This window comes from Bradyrhizobium tropiciagri (genome assembly GCF_001189845.1).
Lineage (GTDB): Bacteria > Pseudomonadota > Alphaproteobacteria > Rhizobiales > Xanthobacteraceae > Bradyrhizobium > Bradyrhizobium tropiciagri.
Genome location: NZ_LFLZ01000016.1, coordinates 30,028 through 44,919 on the forward strand (window position 1 = coordinate 30,028; position 14,892 = coordinate 44,919).

Annotated in this window: 11 protein-coding genes, 1 pseudogene and 1 riboswitch; of the genes and pseudogenes, 10 read left to right on the top strand and 2 right to left on the bottom strand. The window is 59.0% G+C overall.

What is annotated here, in order from left to right; genetic code table 11:
* Positions 1–167 precede the first annotated feature (167 nt).
* The gene (locus tag AKN84_RS15305) at positions 168–2,567 is read left to right on the top strand and encodes a Ulp1 family isopeptidase (protein ID WP_244485142.1); all 2,400 of its coding nucleotides are present in this window, start codon (positions 168–170) and stop codon (positions 2,565–2,567) included.
* A 1,054-nt stretch (positions 2,568–3,621) separates the two neighbouring features.
* A complete protein-coding gene (locus AKN84_RS45460; protein WP_128970857.1) occupies positions 3,622–3,807 on the top strand; it encodes a hypothetical protein in 186 nt (61 codons plus the stop codon).
* A gap of 659 nt (positions 3,808–4,466) precedes the next feature.
* Here AKN84_RS45460 and AKN84_RS15310 read toward each other — a convergent pair.
* A complete protein-coding gene (locus AKN84_RS15310) occupies positions 4,467–4,922 on the bottom strand; it encodes a MarR family winged helix-turn-helix transcriptional regulator (protein ID WP_244485146.1) in 456 nt (151 codons plus the stop codon).
* Between the two features lie 759 nt (positions 4,923–5,681).
* Between AKN84_RS15310 and noeE the strand changes: the two genes are divergently transcribed.
* From noeE to cysN, 3 genes are all read left to right on the top strand, one after another.
* A complete protein-coding gene (gene noeE, locus AKN84_RS15315; RefSeq protein WP_050421528.1) occupies positions 5,682–6,941 on the top strand; it encodes a nodulation protein NoeE in 1,260 nt (419 codons plus the stop codon).
* A 230-nt stretch (positions 6,942–7,171) separates the two neighbouring features.
* Positions 7,172–8,107: a sulfate adenylyltransferase subunit CysD gene (cysD, locus tag AKN84_RS15320; RefSeq protein ID WP_283805521.1), complete on the top strand. Its 936-nt coding sequence runs from the start codon at positions 7,172–7,174 to the stop codon at positions 8,105–8,107.
* Positions 8,107–9,993, top strand: coding sequence for a sulfate adenylyltransferase subunit CysN (cysN, locus tag AKN84_RS15325; RefSeq protein ID WP_050421529.1), 1,887 nt, complete (start codon positions 8,107–8,109; stop codon positions 9,991–9,993). The genes cysD and cysN overlap by 1 nt, the downstream gene beginning before the upstream one ends.
* 491 nt (positions 9,994–10,484) lie before the next feature.
* Positions 10,485–10,684: riboswitch (cobalamin riboswitch) on the top strand.
* Positions 10,685–10,762: 78 nt separating this feature from the next.
* Here cysN and AKN84_RS15335 read toward each other — a convergent pair.
* On the bottom strand, positions 10,763–10,975 hold the full coding sequence (locus tag AKN84_RS15335; protein ID WP_128970844.1) for a hypothetical protein: 213 nt from the start codon (positions 10,973–10,975) through the stop codon (positions 10,763–10,765).
* A gap of 123 nt (positions 10,976–11,098) precedes the next feature.
* Between AKN84_RS15335 and AKN84_RS50385 the strand changes: the two are divergent.
* The 5 genes and pseudogenes from AKN84_RS50385 to AKN84_RS15350 form a co-directional block, all read left to right on the top strand.
* Positions 11,099–11,692, top strand: a pseudogene (locus AKN84_RS50385) (HoxN/HupN/NixA family nickel/cobalt transporter); the annotation flags it as partial.
* Positions 11,693–11,798: 106 nt separating this feature from the next.
* Complete coding sequence (locus AKN84_RS50390; RefSeq protein WP_347337343.1) at positions 11,799–11,999, top strand: HoxN/HupN/NixA family nickel/cobalt transporter; 201 nt, start codon at positions 11,799–11,801, stop codon at positions 11,997–11,999.
* Between the two features lie 19 nt (positions 12,000–12,018).
* Positions 12,019–12,147 (top strand): hypothetical protein, encoded by a 129-nt coding sequence (locus AKN84_RS50395; RefSeq protein WP_347337338.1) that lies wholly within the window; start codon positions 12,019–12,021, stop codon positions 12,145–12,147.
* 817 nt (positions 12,148–12,964) lie between these two features.
* Positions 12,965–14,554, top strand: a complete 1,590-nt coding sequence (locus tag AKN84_RS15345) for a flavin monoamine oxidase family protein (protein ID WP_128970845.1) — start codon at positions 12,965–12,967, stop codon at positions 14,552–14,554.
* Entirely contained in the window at positions 14,554–14,850 is a 297-nt protein-coding gene (locus AKN84_RS15350; protein WP_050421532.1) for a hypothetical protein, read from the top strand. Before AKN84_RS15345 ends, AKN84_RS15350 begins: the two co-directional genes overlap by 1 nt.
* Positions 14,851–14,892 lie beyond the last annotated feature (42 nt).

Sequence of the window (14,892 nt, forward strand, 5' to 3'; positions counted from 1 at the left end):
GCGGGTGTGGCGATGCATTGTTCCACAAGCGACGGCCTCGTCAGCTTCTGGAAAGCCTATCCAGATAGGATCAGCTCAATTGATTTCTTGGACGTGAGGCTGGCGTGGACCCGTATAATTCCGATCCATCCAATGTAACAGCTTGGTCCCAGGTGCAGCACGCCGTCTTGGAAGAGCACCAGGGCGGCCATGCCGGGCAAGCGGGCTTTGAGCAGCACTTGGCCGAGGCGCGCCCACCCGATCCGGGTCCTATCTCCGGTGGCGGCCGCAACTACCATCCCCATCTCTCTGCAGAACATCGGGACATCATCGATAAGGCGATTGCCCAATATGCGGATCAGAAAAAGCCAAACCCGAAGACGGTTAAGCGCTATACTCAGGCGCTTCGCCGACTTGGAAATGATCTTGGCGCTCATCGCCTAACGATTGTTCTGGGGGACCACGAGTCCTTGGTCCGTCACGTCAAGACTTACTTCCCAAAGGACGAAGACATGAAGAAGGGGTTGAATATCCTTCGTTCGTATCATGATCCGAGCTATGTAGCTTCTGGCGGGCGGCCGCGAACGATCCCCTCAGCGGAAGACGCGCCCCTATCAGAGCGGCTTAATGCCAGCGGCATGACGTCGGGCAGCGCTGCTCGTCATGATCGTAGTCTTCGCAGATTTTCGAACGCGCTTAAACTTGCGGGCTACTCGATATCCGGGCTGGACCACGCTGCGCGCATTGAATTTGCTCAGAAGTTGTTCCCGAAGGACGAGCATCTATTGTTCGCGTTAGGCAAGGTCGGCGATGCCGAGCACGTTTCCGGAGCGGGGGCGTCTCGGAAACCCGGCGGTCATGCTGTCCCGTCCCCCACATTGCATCTTTATCCCGATGACGCCCGCATCATTGATAGCCTGGAAAAGGCAGAGCTGAGCATGCTCAAACCCGAGGATACTAGCCGGAGAAAAGTTGTTCAAAATCTGGCCGGCAACCAACGAAGATTCGGTGCTTGGCTCCAAATGAATGGGCGAGGGAGCATAGTGAGCCGGCTCACCGGCACCAGTGAGCAGCAAAAGTCGTTGAACGACGATCACAGGGACTTTAAAAAAGCCAGTCGAAACGATGACATGGGCTTCGATCGTCTTCGGAGTTACCTATGGCTCGTCGAGGCGAACGCAGCGCTGGGCGTCTCCCCTGAGCAGGCGGCTGGGGAGCCGCGGCGTGAGGAGTCGAGCTCAACGTGGTCGCCGCGCCTGCCGCACGATTTTGAGTGGCCGACGCCGGAAGCGGTACCAGAGGGGTCGTCGGCGATCTACCGAGGCCTCGACTCTTTCGTTGACCTGCCGTACACGTCGCCGGAAGTGAGAGACGATGCTCAGTCAGCGCCGGTGGGTGGGGCTGCCGCCAGACCGCCGCTCTTCACCGGACCATCGGACGCGCCGGCTCAGTCGGCAGACACCTTCCGCGGTCTTCAGTCTTTCGTTGATCTGCCGTACACGCCGCAGCAGATGCTTGACGATGCTCAGTCAGTGCCCGTGGGTGGGATCGCCGCCAAGCCGCCGCTCTTCACCGCACCATCGGACGCGCCAGCTCAATCGGGAGATACCTTCCGCGGTCTTCAGTCTTTCGTTGACCTGCCCTACACGCCGCAGCAGATGCGCGACGATGCTCAGTCAGCGCCGGTGCTCAGCCCTGCCGATAAACCCGCGTTCTTCGTCGGGCGGCCGGGCGTACGTCAGGCGCTTGAGGACATCGGACACCGAGTCGACGCGGATTGGCAGAATGGGCGTCAGCCGGTGCCGGATTTCTTACGCAATGTCCGGGATAACATCGGGGTCCCGCCGCCCCAGTCCAGCCGCCCAACCAAGGTCTCCGTCGATGGTGAGACCCGCTCGATCCCATTGGGGCCGCTAGGACGCCGCGGTGCGCAGGTCATCCATCATCCTCGCCCGTCTCCCGTCCCGGGTGCTCAGATCGGCCCCTCGGCTACCGTTGCCTCTTCCGGCCAGCGCAGCGACGCCGTGCTGGGCCCCACGCAGTGGCTGGGTGACGAACATATCCAGCGGGACTATGAGCTCCTGGCGCAGGAGTTGCTGCAGAACAATCCGGATCTCGCCGCCCGGACGCGGTTCGTGGATCCCCTGATAGCCCAAATGTTGCGATCCCCCTCCAAGGAGGTAGCCGAACGAGCATTAGGGTGGATTCGCCATGATACCGCCGACTTCCTGTTTCTGCCGGTAAGCGATGCCAGCGATACGGATAGACATCAGCGCGGCAGTCACTGGTCGCTGCTGCTGGTTGACCGCCGCAATTGGGGCCGGCCGGTCGCCTATCACTATGACTCCACCCAGGGATACAATGACAGGCCCGCAGCGGAACTCGCAGGACGGTTCGACGCTAACCCGCAACAGGCCCCGATAAGACAGCAGCAGAACGGTTATGACTGCGGCGTCTTTGTCGTGGACGGCACCCGGGAACTTGTTAGGCGATTGGCAGCAAGTCGGCCGGACCTGAACCTCAACAATCTTGTCATCAGTCGACCGGCACTGCGGGACCGACTAGGCGCTTGTGTCGGCTCCAGCTGAACAGGGCGCGCGCCTGTAAATGCGCTTCTCGCCGATCGACAATCCGCAATCGGTGTGTTCGCAAAGCATCATAGTGTCTCACGTGAGGAGCTGAGTACGCAGACGACTAGACCACCTGATCGACGCGTGAACGCGGGCACGGCGAGCTCCATGGATGGCATTGCGTGAAGGTGAGGCGACCTGCTGATCGGCGGGCTTGTCGGCTCGGCCAGGAGCTTCCATTCCCAGGGCAGCAATGCGCCATGATCAGCAACAAATGCTCGGCAGCACGTCTGGCTACCGAGACACCGCGAGGTCGTTTGTCCGGCAAGCTTGAGGCCGGCCTCGCGGCGGGGAAAAAGTCGATCGATAACGTCGGTCAGCTTTGGATCGGTCAGGTTAAGCCATCTTATCGCGCCTTGGCCCGATAAGATGGCCGCATTCTTCGCGACGAATTACTGGAGGAAGATCGCGCCATCAAGGCTGAAGCGGTGGCCGCTCACTTAACGTCAGCCGAAGCCTCTCTATGAGAGATCATCGCGGGCGGTCAATCGCAGCGTTTGCCGTTCTCGCCCCGCGTCAAGCGCGGTGAAAGCTGGCCGTTCAAAGCAACAGACTCGTCCCTCCAACCCTGAGCCGAGACCGGACGACGGGTGCGAAGAGGAGATTCTAGCTGGTGTTCTCGCCAGCGCGAGGAGACTCTGACTGTCTAGACAGCGCAGCGCGCCAAGCTAGTGGGGCGACCGTGGGAGAGATTGCTACGATGTCTCACGGTCCTCGACCGTTGAGCCTCCACGCCTAATACAAATCACGAACTGCCTGATTCGGAGTTTGTTCAAGCTTACCGTGCCTGCTTGCTCACGTCCTTCCAGCAACATGTTGGTCTGCGGGCTTAGCTTCGAATAACCTGGCGAAGCCTCTCAAGAGGGCATCTGAACTAAATTTACAATAGGCGAGGTGCCTTATCTTCTGAACAAATATCATGGCGCGAGTTCCCATGATGGCCTCTTTTTTTACGGTCGTCGCTCCTAAAAAACTATGTTACAAGCCGCTCCTCTCAAAAGGAGCATTCACTGTGAAAAAAGCAAGCAAGAAACGCGTTAAGCGGCGCGAGTGGACCAAGGCAGATATCAAAGAGCTCAAAGTCCATTCGAAGGCTCGGACTCCCGTCATAAAAATTGCAAAAATGACCAAACGCAGCGTCGGTGCATTGCGCCAGAAGGCGTTAAATCTCGGAATAGGACTCGGACATCAGCGGTAGCTTACTTCGCAGCGCTGGTAGGCGGCACAAAAGGGCGGCTCGCAGGCCGCCCTTTACGGCCGTCGAAATTGTTTGCAGGGCCTGCCAATTGCTGTGGAAAGAGCTTTTCACGCGCTTGCTTGTCACTCTCCAGTGCTTCGTCATCTTCGAGGTTAAAGGAGTGCGACCGCGCAGGCCGCTTTGCTCTTCTCGATCGAGAGCGAAGACAATCTGACGACCGGTCCTGCTTCGAATGTTTCCAGGCTGAATTGTTTCGATGGTCGCTTGTTCCCGTTAAGAGTTCGAGGAATGTGAGGGATCGCTGTTAAGGGCCACGATTGTCCCCGGTGACGGCGAGAAGGGGCGCTCCAACTAGCAAACCGCATCGATGCAAGTCTTGAAACCTGCGCCGCCGCTGTCGAAGCTCATGCTAGGCTAAAGCTTTGGCGTAAGCGGTGGCCGCGGACCTTGTTGATGAACTTGAGCTGCCAAGCGATAAGGCGCGCTCAGCAGCAACTGAAAAAGCGCTCTGTTGGCTTGATAGACGGCGGTGGAGCGATTGCGTGCTGAACCCATCATCACCTGCACGCCTTCGGCGGTGTGAAGGGACCATAACCACCTTCGACCGCGCCGCCTCACGAAATATTCGAAGGCCGGGAGAGTCGGATGGTTAACCAGCTTCATTTTTGACGATTGCTCGTTTTGCTCTTCCGGATGCCAGAGCGGGCCTTCTCCAAGCGGTGCCTCACTGCAGCCAGCCCAGCAATGAACTCGCTTGATCCGTCATGGCCGAATTCGTCAAAAGCCTGCACATCCTGCGCTTCCCCTCGAGGCATCAAGCTTGCGAGATGCTTGCGCGTTTTGGCGGTCAGCGACATCTGAACTACACGCGCATCGGCTGCGGAGGGTTTGCGCCGTAGGAAACCCTTCTTCTCCAGCAGCTTTGAGTGGGTCGTGACAAAGGAAGGATCGACGTGCATCAACCGTGACACCAGGTTGACGGACACGCCTTTTTCTCTGCCCAGATAGTCCACTGCCATCAGGATCATCCACTGTGGTCCAGTGATGCCAAGCACATTGGCACGGAATTTGGCGAGTTCTTCGAGGCAGGCACTGATCGATCTGATCTCCCACACGAACGTCCGAAATATCTCCTGTCCGACAGTGGAGATGCGATAAGGCGCGGTCGGTGGACTAGGTAAATCCGGCGGCATCGTGGGCCAGGGTTTGATCCTTTACAGACGTCCATTAGCGTGGATTAGAAGTCGGAACAATGCCACAAGTGCAAGCGACTCAGATACTTGGTACAGTTCGGACGGATGTGGGACTTGCGACAGCAAGGCGGTTAGAGGTGCTACACGCTCATTGTGTTGACCGGCCAGCGGCAGGCAGTTGCGGTGAGGTCGATATGGCGCGCTGAAAAGATCTGATCAGCCTGGCATTTCAGATGTCCGCCCGTGTATTTCCTTGTTCTTTGCCGAACTTTTCCGGCGCCTATGCCGAGCACCAGGGAGGTGCATGTTGCATTTCGTCTTCAATGGGCTGGCAAGCAGAATTGCGTCGACTGTATTTGATATCGCCCGATGCCCGGCGGTCGTTGCCCTGTAAACTTCCGTATCGTCCATTCCATCTTTCCCATACGCAGCAAATATTCGTTCAGCTGGCTGGTCCTTGTTTTCGCCTCAACTGTCGAGCAATCGGGGCGATCGCAGCTGTCAAACACTTCTGCGATTCCCACCCAACCGATTGAACTTAACGGCTCTCAAATCATGAGTGGCAGACAAAATCCTCGTAGCAGTAACGCTTGGTATGCGAGCGGTCGCCTCAACTGACGCTACGGCCAGCTTTAGTTCGGTCAATCGAACGCGGCTCGCTTTTCAAGAGGGACCTGAATTATGAGTTGCGCCTCTGGCCGCTCGCCTGCGGTCTGCTTTCTCCTCGGACTTCCACGAGCCGGGACGACGCTCCTGGCGCACCTGCTCCAATGCCATCCAGACGTCCTGGCTCCGCCTGAACCCTGGTTGATGTTGGCACTTGAAGCCTTTGGAAGGGTGGATCAACGCCACCCGGCAGGACCCTCGTTGATTGAGGTCGCAACCTCCGAATTCCTGGGGCGCATTGATCGGACGATTGCCATCCGGGCTTTTGCCGATGCAGCATACGGTCAGTACCTGACAGCAGCGGGCAAGCGGATCATCATAGACAAAACGCCACGCTATTGGACCGCGCTCGAATTCCTTGAACATGTCTATCCAGAAGCGCCACACATCCTCTTGCTGCGCAATCCTTATGCCATCGCGGCTTCACTGAAATCCACGTGGGGCATCCCGCTTCGGGCCGAGAGCTCCTATTCGGTCAGCCTCTCCAGCCTCGTCGATCTCATGCTCCGGCTGCCCGATGTCATCATATCTTCACTCGCCGATTTGGTTCTGGGCTTTCCCAGGCTGGCAGCGCACCGCGCGCGCGCGCAGACACAGCTGGTGCGATATGAACTCCTGGTGGCGCATCCGAACCAAGAGATTCGGCGCCTGCTATTGGGGCTCGGCTGTGATCCGGCGGCCGCCGCATATGCGAGCATGGGACAAGTAGATTATCTTCGATCCAGCAGCTTCGGAGATCGAAAGATCCTGGAACGAAACGCGGTCGATCAAAGCTCTATCAAGACATGGCAATCCCAACTAAGCGTCGAAGAGATGCAAACTGTGACCGATCTGGTCGGCACCAAGCTTTTGACGGAACTCGGCTATGAGGGGGAACTGCTGCTTGCACAGCAAGCCGGAGTTGTCGATAGGGGACCTCATCTAACTGAACTCTATCGACAGATACTCCGAACCTGGTGGGATTTGCGAGCTGGCAAGGCGGCAGCGTCGTCCGGGCCATCTCAATCCGAGCAAGTCCACACTGCTCGGCAGGTTCCGGAGAACTTTCGATCGACGTGCGACATGTCCGTGGTGCAGGCACAAGATCTGTCCGCCCCCAGCTTTGCCGAAAATTTGCTGCTGGCCGATCCAATGAAAGCGCAGCTGCAACAGGCACTGTTGGCGTCAGAAGCTGATCGTGCTGCAGGGCTCGATGCTATTCGGACTCGCGACGCGGCTATTGAGATTTTGCGAGGCGAGGTCGCGCGGCTTGAGCAGATCGTCAATATGGCTTAGGGTGATGGATGCTTGCGATCAAAACACGCTGGCTGATTTAGCCAGACCTCCCACCACTCAACGAGTTGATCTGCGCCAATAACGTGTGAGGCAGGCGCCGGCGGCACCACGGTGGAATGCGACATGCCCCGAGAGTGTCAGTCAGTCCGCTGCGCAACCGGCATTTGATCGCTTGGATAGCGGCGCGCACCGGCGAGCTCGCACCCGACATTTCCTCCTCTGGGCCGGGGCTGCAGAACCGAGATCCTGCATCGAAAAGAACACATATGCTGCTAAAACATCTGCGCCGTCTTGAAGCTGAATCGATCGAAATCATGCGTGAGGTGGCCGCCGAGTTCAAAAGGCCGGTCATGCTTTACTCGATCGGAAAAGACTCGAGCGTTTTGCTGCACATCGCAATCAAGGCGTTCTATCCGGCAAAATTGCCTTTCCCCCTGCTTCACGTCGACACGACCTGGAAGTTCCGCGAGATGATCAGCTTCCGGGACGCGACGGCCAAGCGGCTCGGCGTCGAGCTGATCGTCCATGTGAATGAGGAGGGTATTGCGCGCGGCATCAATCCGATCGACTCCGGCTCGGCGCTTCATACCCAGGTGATGAAGACCGACGCCCTGAAGCAGGCGCTCGAGCTTTACGGATTTGATGCCGCGCTTGGCGGAGCCAGGCGTGACGAGGAAAAGAGCCGCGCCAAGGAACGGATAATGTCTTTACGTTCGGCCGGACACGTATGGGACCCCCGCAACCAGCGGCCGGAGCTCTGGAGCCTGTTCAACACGCGGATACGCCAGGGCGAAAGCATGCGCGTGTTTGCGATGTCAAACTGGACCGAGCTCGACGTATGGGAATATATCATGCTCGAAAAAATCCCGGTCGTCCCGCTCTACTTCGCAAAGCAAAGACCGACGGTGCGCCGAAATGGCGCGACGATCATGGTCGACGACAGGCGATTGCCGCTCAACTGCGATGAGACGCCGCAAATGCGCATGATCCGCTTTCGCACGCTGGGATGTTATCCCTTGAGCGGGGCCATTGAATCCGATGCGACGACGATCGAAGACGTCGTCGCAGAAATGCAGACTGCGTCGGTGTCGGAGCGTCAGGGACGCCTGATTGATACCGATGAAGCCGCTTCGATGGAGAAGAAGAAGCGGGAAGGTTACTTCTGATGACTTCCATAGCAATATCGAAACCTGTCCACCCTCGTGCAAGGGACCAGCTGCGATTCATAACGTGCGGCTCGGTGGACGACGGAAAATCGACCCTGATCGGCCGGTTGCTGCACGACAGCAAGATGATCTACCAAGATCAGCTTGCGGCAGTGAAACGCGACAGCATCAGGCACGGCAGCGCCGACATCGACTTCGCGCTGCTCGTGGATGGGCTCGAGGCCGAACGGGAGCAGGGCATCACGATCGACGTCGCCTACCGCTTCTTCACGACGCCGCGGCGCTCTTTCATGGTGGCTGACACTCCCGGTCACGAGCAGTACACCCGCAACATGGCAACCGGTGCCTCGAATGCGCAGCTCGCAATCATCCTGATCGATGCCCGCAAGGGTGTGTTGGTTCAGACCCGCCGCCACTCCTTTATCTGTTCGCTGCTTGGCATTCGCCATGTTGTGCTGGCAGTGAACAAGATTGACCTTGTCGCATACAGCAAGGTTGCTTTCGATCGGCTCGTCGCCGACTATCTGGCCTTTGCCGCCGGCCTTGGCTTTAGCTCGATTGTTCCGATTCCGATCTCTGCCCGTCACGGCGACAACGTCGTCGATCGGTCCGCTCATACCAAGTGGTATCATGGTCCTTGCCTGATGGAGCATTTGGAGAGCATCGATATCCAATCCGACACGGCAAGCCAGGCTTTCCGCTTTCCCGTCCAATGGGTGAACCGGCCCGATCCGGATTTTCGCGGCTACGCCGGATCGGTGGCTTCCGGCAGGATCTCGGCAGGCGACGATGTCGTTGTCGCCGCATCCGGACGGACCACCCGCATCAAGCGGATCGTGACCCAGGACGGCGACCTTGTCGACGCCGAAGCCGGCGATGCCGTTACCATTACGCTGGAAGACCAGATCGATATCGGCCGTGGCGATATTCTGTCGCGGCCAACCGAACGACCCAGCGTCGCCGACCAATTCGCCGCTTATCTGATCTGGATGGACAGCGAGCCGCTCGCTCCCGGACGAAATTACATCCTGCGAATTGGCTCGCAGACGGTTGCCGGCAGCGTTACCGCAATCAGGTATCGGATCGATGTCAACACGTGTGAGCACCTGGCGGCCGAGACGCTTTCTCTCAATGAGATCGCGTTCTGCAATGTTGCGATCGCACTGCCCGCCGCATTCGATCCTTACGACGTCAACCGGAAAACCGGATCATTCATCGTCATTGATCGTTTCACCAACCGTACGGTCGGCGCCGGCATGATCGCGTTTCCGCTGCGGCGGGCCACCAATGTTTCCTGGCAGGCGCCTTCGGTGGGCAGGAGTGAACGCGCCGCGCTCAAGCATCAGAAGCCTTGCGTCGTCTGGTTCACTGGCCTGTCTGGCGCGGGAAAGTCGACAATCGCAAATTTGGTTGATCAGAAGCTGCTCGCGATGTCGCGGCATGCCATGCTGCTGGATGGTGACGACCTCCGGAACGGATTGAACGCGGACCTGGGCTTCTCGAAGGCTGAGCGGGTGGAGAACATTAGGCGCGCCGGACAGGTTGCCAAGTTGATGCTGGACAGCGGCTTGATCGTGATCTGCTCGTTCATCTCCCCCTACAGGTCCGAACGAGACATGGTTCGCAGCCTGATTGGCAAGGACGAGTTCGTCGAAGTCTTTGTCGATACGCCAATCGAGGAATGCGCAAGGCGGGATCCAAAAGGTCTTTACTCGAAGGCAAAAGCCGGTGAGATCAAGAACGTCACAGGCATCGATGCGTCCTACGAAGCGCCGACAAGGCCGGAAATTCATCTCAGGACGATGGAGCAGGCCCCAGAGCAAGCAGCGGAAGTCGTCGTCGATGCCGTGATGGCGCGCGCACTCCTCTGCGATGAGCGGCGATAAGCCGGCTTCGTCGTCGCGGATGCCGCTCACCAGCCTACTGGTCTGGCGAAGGCGACTCGGGTTAAGTGGGAGCATCGATCGGATTCGTCGATGCTAAGGGATTAAGATGGTTGCATCCACTCGTCGATTGCCGGCTTCCGGTTATGTGCTCGAAGTCGATGGTCAATTGAAAACCGAGTTCGCGACGAGAGACGGCGCCTGGGCAGGAGCGCAAGAACTTAAGAGGCGCCGTCCCATGCTCCAGGTCAGAGTGTACGACGCCATGACGAAGGACAGAGAGGAAGTCAGCCTTCCAGTCTAAGTGTTTTCAAGCGTCCTTTTTTCTGCGTGGGGCTAGCGGCGCGCCGAGTTGCTGTGCAGGCAGAGCCGCAGTGTCTTGGAGCCTCGATCTCGTCCGCAACTCCGAGACTGAGGGGCAAGGTTACCTCTTTTTCCTCAGCCACGGCGTCTCACGCTGTTCGCCGGCGACTACTTGACGCGCCCTCAGGCCATTTCACTTTATCATCGGTAGTGTTCGAAAGGCTATTGAGGGCGTTCGCTGGGTTCTATCAGGACAATGCCGGAGCTGCCCTGCGTAACTTTAAGCGGCGAGGCGATGACCATTTCATGCCACCGGGAGTCGCAATCCTGAGAAGGGGCGGTAAGAGCGGCGAACCGGAGCCAGGAAACCTGCTGCCAGCCGTGGTCATGCGCAATGCGTCGGATGGGGTGACCTGAGGCACTGGTTGGCCCGTTAAACTTGACTACGGCGCAGATCCAGATTGCAACGTCAACGCGTCAACGCGGCGGCGCAATCGCGCGACACGAGCTGACGCCAGGATAGAAGCCGCACGAAGCGGTCAAGCACGTTAGCCCAGCAGAGCGGCACGAAACCTGCACCGCGAGAGGGCACCAGCCCTGAGAAATAGGAAATGCCACTCAACTCCACTGCCGTTGCGACCAGCGCAATTGTCCACCTCGTGCTGCGAATGGCCATGATCATCCGATGCTGTATCCGTCGGTTCGTCTTCAGTCTGAACGGACCGGCTTTGGCGTGCGCGGCGCTTATGCAACAGGGGACGTTCGTGACCAAACTCATGCTTAGACGCGCTACCGAAGCAAGATCATGTTCACATATCTAAAGCTTGTCTTAGACGACGCATCGGCGGCCTCGCGTAGTCGAGTCATCTCGCTCTATGCCTTCTTGTTGGTTATCAATTGCTTGGCCTGGACCTGGGCCATCGTAGCGCTGTCCGACAGGCCGACGCTGCTGGCGACAGCCTTGCTGGCCTATGTGCTCGGCCTTCGGCACGCCGTCGATGCAGATCATATTGCGACCATCGACAATGTCGTTCGCAAGCTGATGCAGGATGGCAGGCATCCTCTCGCGGTCGGACTTTTCTTCGCCTTTGGCCATTCCTCGTCGGTTGCAGTAGCGGTCGCCGCGATCGCAGCTGCGGCGCTCGCCCTGCAAAGCGGTTTCCAGGAGTTCCGGGCGGTCGGCAGCATCATCGGCACCGGTGCATCAGCCTTCTTCTTGCTGACGATTGCCGCCATCAATCTTGTGATCCTACGGGATGTCTGGCGGAGCTTTCAGCGTGCGCGGCGTGGCGAACGAATTGGAGAGCATGAGTTCGATCTGCTTCTGTCCGGTCGTGGCTTGCTGTCCCGGCTCTTGCGCCCACTGTTTCGCATGGTGACGGCGAGCTGGCAGATGTTCGCGGTCGGTCTGTTGTTCGGCCTCGGATTCGATACCGCGACGGAAATCAGCCTTTTTCACCGTCGCAGCCGGTCAAGCTTCGGGAGGGCTGGACGTCAGCACGGTGATGATATTTCCGGCTCTCTTCGCCGCCGGCATGATGCTTGTCGATACGACCGACAGCGTCTTGATGGTCGGCGCGTATGGCTGGGCTTTCCTCAATCCGATCCGCAAGATCTGGTACAATCTGACCATTACGGCGATCTCAGTCGTCGTGGCGTTGCTGATCGGCGGCATCGAGGCACTTGGCCTGCTCGCCAGCGCTTGAAGGCACCTTCTGGAGCGCGGTGGACGATCTCAACGGCAGCTTGGCCAATTTCGGCTATCTCGTGGTGGGCATCTTCCTGGCCAGTTGGGCGCTGTCATTTGCGATCTATCGCTGGCAAGGACTCGAAAAGCCGCTCAAGCCGGGGTGAACTCATACAACCAATGATCGCACGTCTTCGCTGTCATTGGCTCCGTGCGTTTGACATCGAACAATGTCGGGTTCAATACCACCGGCGCAATAGCGACGTCGAAATAACCGATCGCAGGCGTTCAAAACTGCGAATAGTTTGCGCTCTGGCCAAGCGCGGTCAGTCCCGGCGCTCCACTGGTTCGCTGTGTCCGCAATCGCCGGTGGAGTGGCTTGGTTGTGCGACTAGAGCCAGAAACCTCCAATATTGAGCTCGAAAGTCGCCAATGATAGAGCGGCAACACCTCTGAGGACATCAGTCATCGTCTGGCCTGCCACACATCTGGGCTAGTCCGCTTCTCCGCCTTTCGATGTCGTGAAATGTTGGCATCGCTCTTGCTGGTGCACACAGGCTCAGTCGAATGCTTAAGAAGTCGCTCAAGGGGCTCGTGCCAAGTGATCAACTGCTTCGTTTTCCGTCGAATGGCTTTACATGTCCGGCAAGCGCCTCGAGGAACGAAACGTCCGCGTCTTCGACGCGTCGAGCTCTGATCGACGGCTCGCTAATCGTCGCTAGAGGTGACCGGACGTTGGTTCATCAACTCAGGTGTACTGACCAGCTCCTGCATTTGAAGCGACCGCGGATCGGCCTGCCTACCTCAGGACTGAGGATAGATAGCTATTTTTTTATCGACGACGATCGACGCGGTACACGACCAATGTGGGAATGGGACAATCGAAGACGATCTCGGAGGCGCACCGCGGCAGCGCCACCAGTCTGCACAGCAGCGTGCGCACGTTTTTGAAACTGATCGCACGAGCTGGAGGGGTGAACGACGGTGCAGAATGAATCTGGGATCAGGCGGCGGGATCTGCTCACGCTGATCGGGACCATCGCTGGCAGCTCGGCGATGTATCAGGCGATGATGAGCCTCGGCTTCGCATCGGCGTCCGCCTACAAGGGACCGCTGAAGCTCGCGGGCGACGTCAAGGGAACCTCGGTGCTGATCCTCGGCGCCGGGCTTGCCGGCATGACGGCGGCGCTGGAGCTGCGCAAGGCTGGCTACAAGGTCCAGACCCTGGAATTCAACAGTCGCGCCGGCGGCCGCAACTGGTCGATCCGCGGCGGTGACAGCTTTACCGAGCTCGGCGGCTTCAGGCAGACCTGCCAGTTCGAGCAGGGGCTCTATCTCAATCCCGGCCCGTGGCGAATTCCCTGCCACCACCGGGCGCTGCTCGATTATTGCGGGCGGCTCAATGTCACGCTGGAGCCCTTCATCCAGCTCAACCACAACGCCTTTCTGCACGCGACGCGCGCATTCGACGGCAAGCCGCAACGCTTTCGCAGCATCAAGGCGGATTTCCAGGGCGGGGTGGCCGAGCTGCTGGCGAAGGTCAGCCAGCAGGGCAGGCTCGACGAGTTCGTCGACAAGGAAGACCAGGAGATCCTGTTGCAGTCGCTGCGCGACTGGGGCGCGCTGGATCGCGATTACAAATACAATGCCAACCTCGGCTCCGCCGAGTTTCGCGGCTATGCCCACGATCCCGGCGGCGGCCTGATGCCCGATCCGTTGCCCAGCGATCCGATCTCGCTGCAGGAGCTGCTGCGGTCGCGGATGTGGCGCTATCTGCAGATCTTTGCGCGTTACGACTTCCAGACCACCATGTTCCAGCCGGTCGGCGGCATGGACATGATTGGCAAGGCCTTCGCGCGCGAGGTCGGCGATCTCATCCGCTATAACGCCAAGGTGACGCAAATCCAGCAGAGCAGCTCCGGCGTCACTGTGAGCTATGTCGACACCGCCAGTCCACCCGCCGTGCAGCAGGCGACTGCGGATTGGTGCATCTGCACCATCCCGCTGTCGATCCTGAGCCAGCTGCCGATCGATGTCGGCGGGCCGATGAAAAATGCGATCGATTCCTTGCCCTACCTAGCCTCGGTGAAGATCGGGCTGCAGTTCAAACGCCGCTTCTGGGAGGAGGACGACGCGATCTATGGAGGCATCAGCTACACCGACCTGCCGATCCAGCAGATCGCCTACCCGAATACTGGCTTCAACAGTGGCGGCCGCGGCATCCTGCTCGGCGCTTACATGCATGGGGGCGCCAATTCGTTCGAGTTCACCGCCATGACACCGGCCGAGCGGGTCGCCAGCGCAGTCGAGTTCGGTGCCGCAATCCATCCGCAATACAGGAACGAATTCGAGCACGGCGTCGCGGTGGCCTGGCATCGCGTGCCGTTCACGCTCGGCTGCGCCGGCCAGTGGACCGAGGCCGCCCGCGCACAGCACTACCGCAATCTGTGCCAGATCGACGGCCGCATCGCGCTGGCGGGCGAGCACGCATCGCAGCTGCCATGGCAGGAGGGAGCGATCCTGTCGGCGCTCGATGCCATTACCCGATTGCACGAACGCGTGGTGAAGACGTGATGATGCGGGCAGGAACAGTTGTCGCTGCTGCGCTGGCCTTGCCGCCGGCAAGCGCGACCCTTGGAGAGGATAACGCCACGGGCAAGTGCACCTTCTGCTCGGACCGTGGATTTCTAACCAGCGATGACGCTGTCGACCTCTCTGAGGAGCTGGAGACGCGCTGGGTCAGCGATGGCTACGATCGGCGTCCGTCAGGGAGCCTTGCTTGCCAATGTGACGTCGACAGCGCCGTCTACTGGGAAGGCAACTGGGCGCAACAAGATGAAGGGCAGGCGGGCGCGGTGTGCATTCATTGAGTGTGGTCTGATCCGAACTGATAACGGCTAGCCGCTGTCTTT

What these genes read in the sequence shown, in the direction of transcription:
- noeE (WP_050421528.1), top strand. Translation starts at nt 5,682, where the DNA reads ATGAGTTGCGCCTCTGGCCGCTCGCCTGCGGTCTGCTTTCTCCTCGGA.
- cysN (WP_050421529.1), top strand. Translation starts at nt 8,107, where the DNA reads ATGACTTCCATAGCAATATCGAAACCTGTCCACCCTCGTGCAAGGGAC.
- AKN84_RS15335 (WP_128970844.1), bottom strand. Translation starts at nt 10,975, where the DNA reads ATGATCATGGCCATTCGCAGCACGAGGTGGACAATTGCGCTGGTCGCA.
- AKN84_RS50390 (WP_347337343.1), top strand. Translation starts at nt 11,799, where the DNA reads ATGATATTTCCGGCTCTCTTCGCCGCCGGCATGATGCTTGTCGATACG.
- AKN84_RS15350 (WP_050421532.1), top strand. Translation starts at nt 14,554, where the DNA reads ATGATGCGGGCAGGAACAGTTGTCGCTGCTGCGCTGGCCTTGCCGCCG.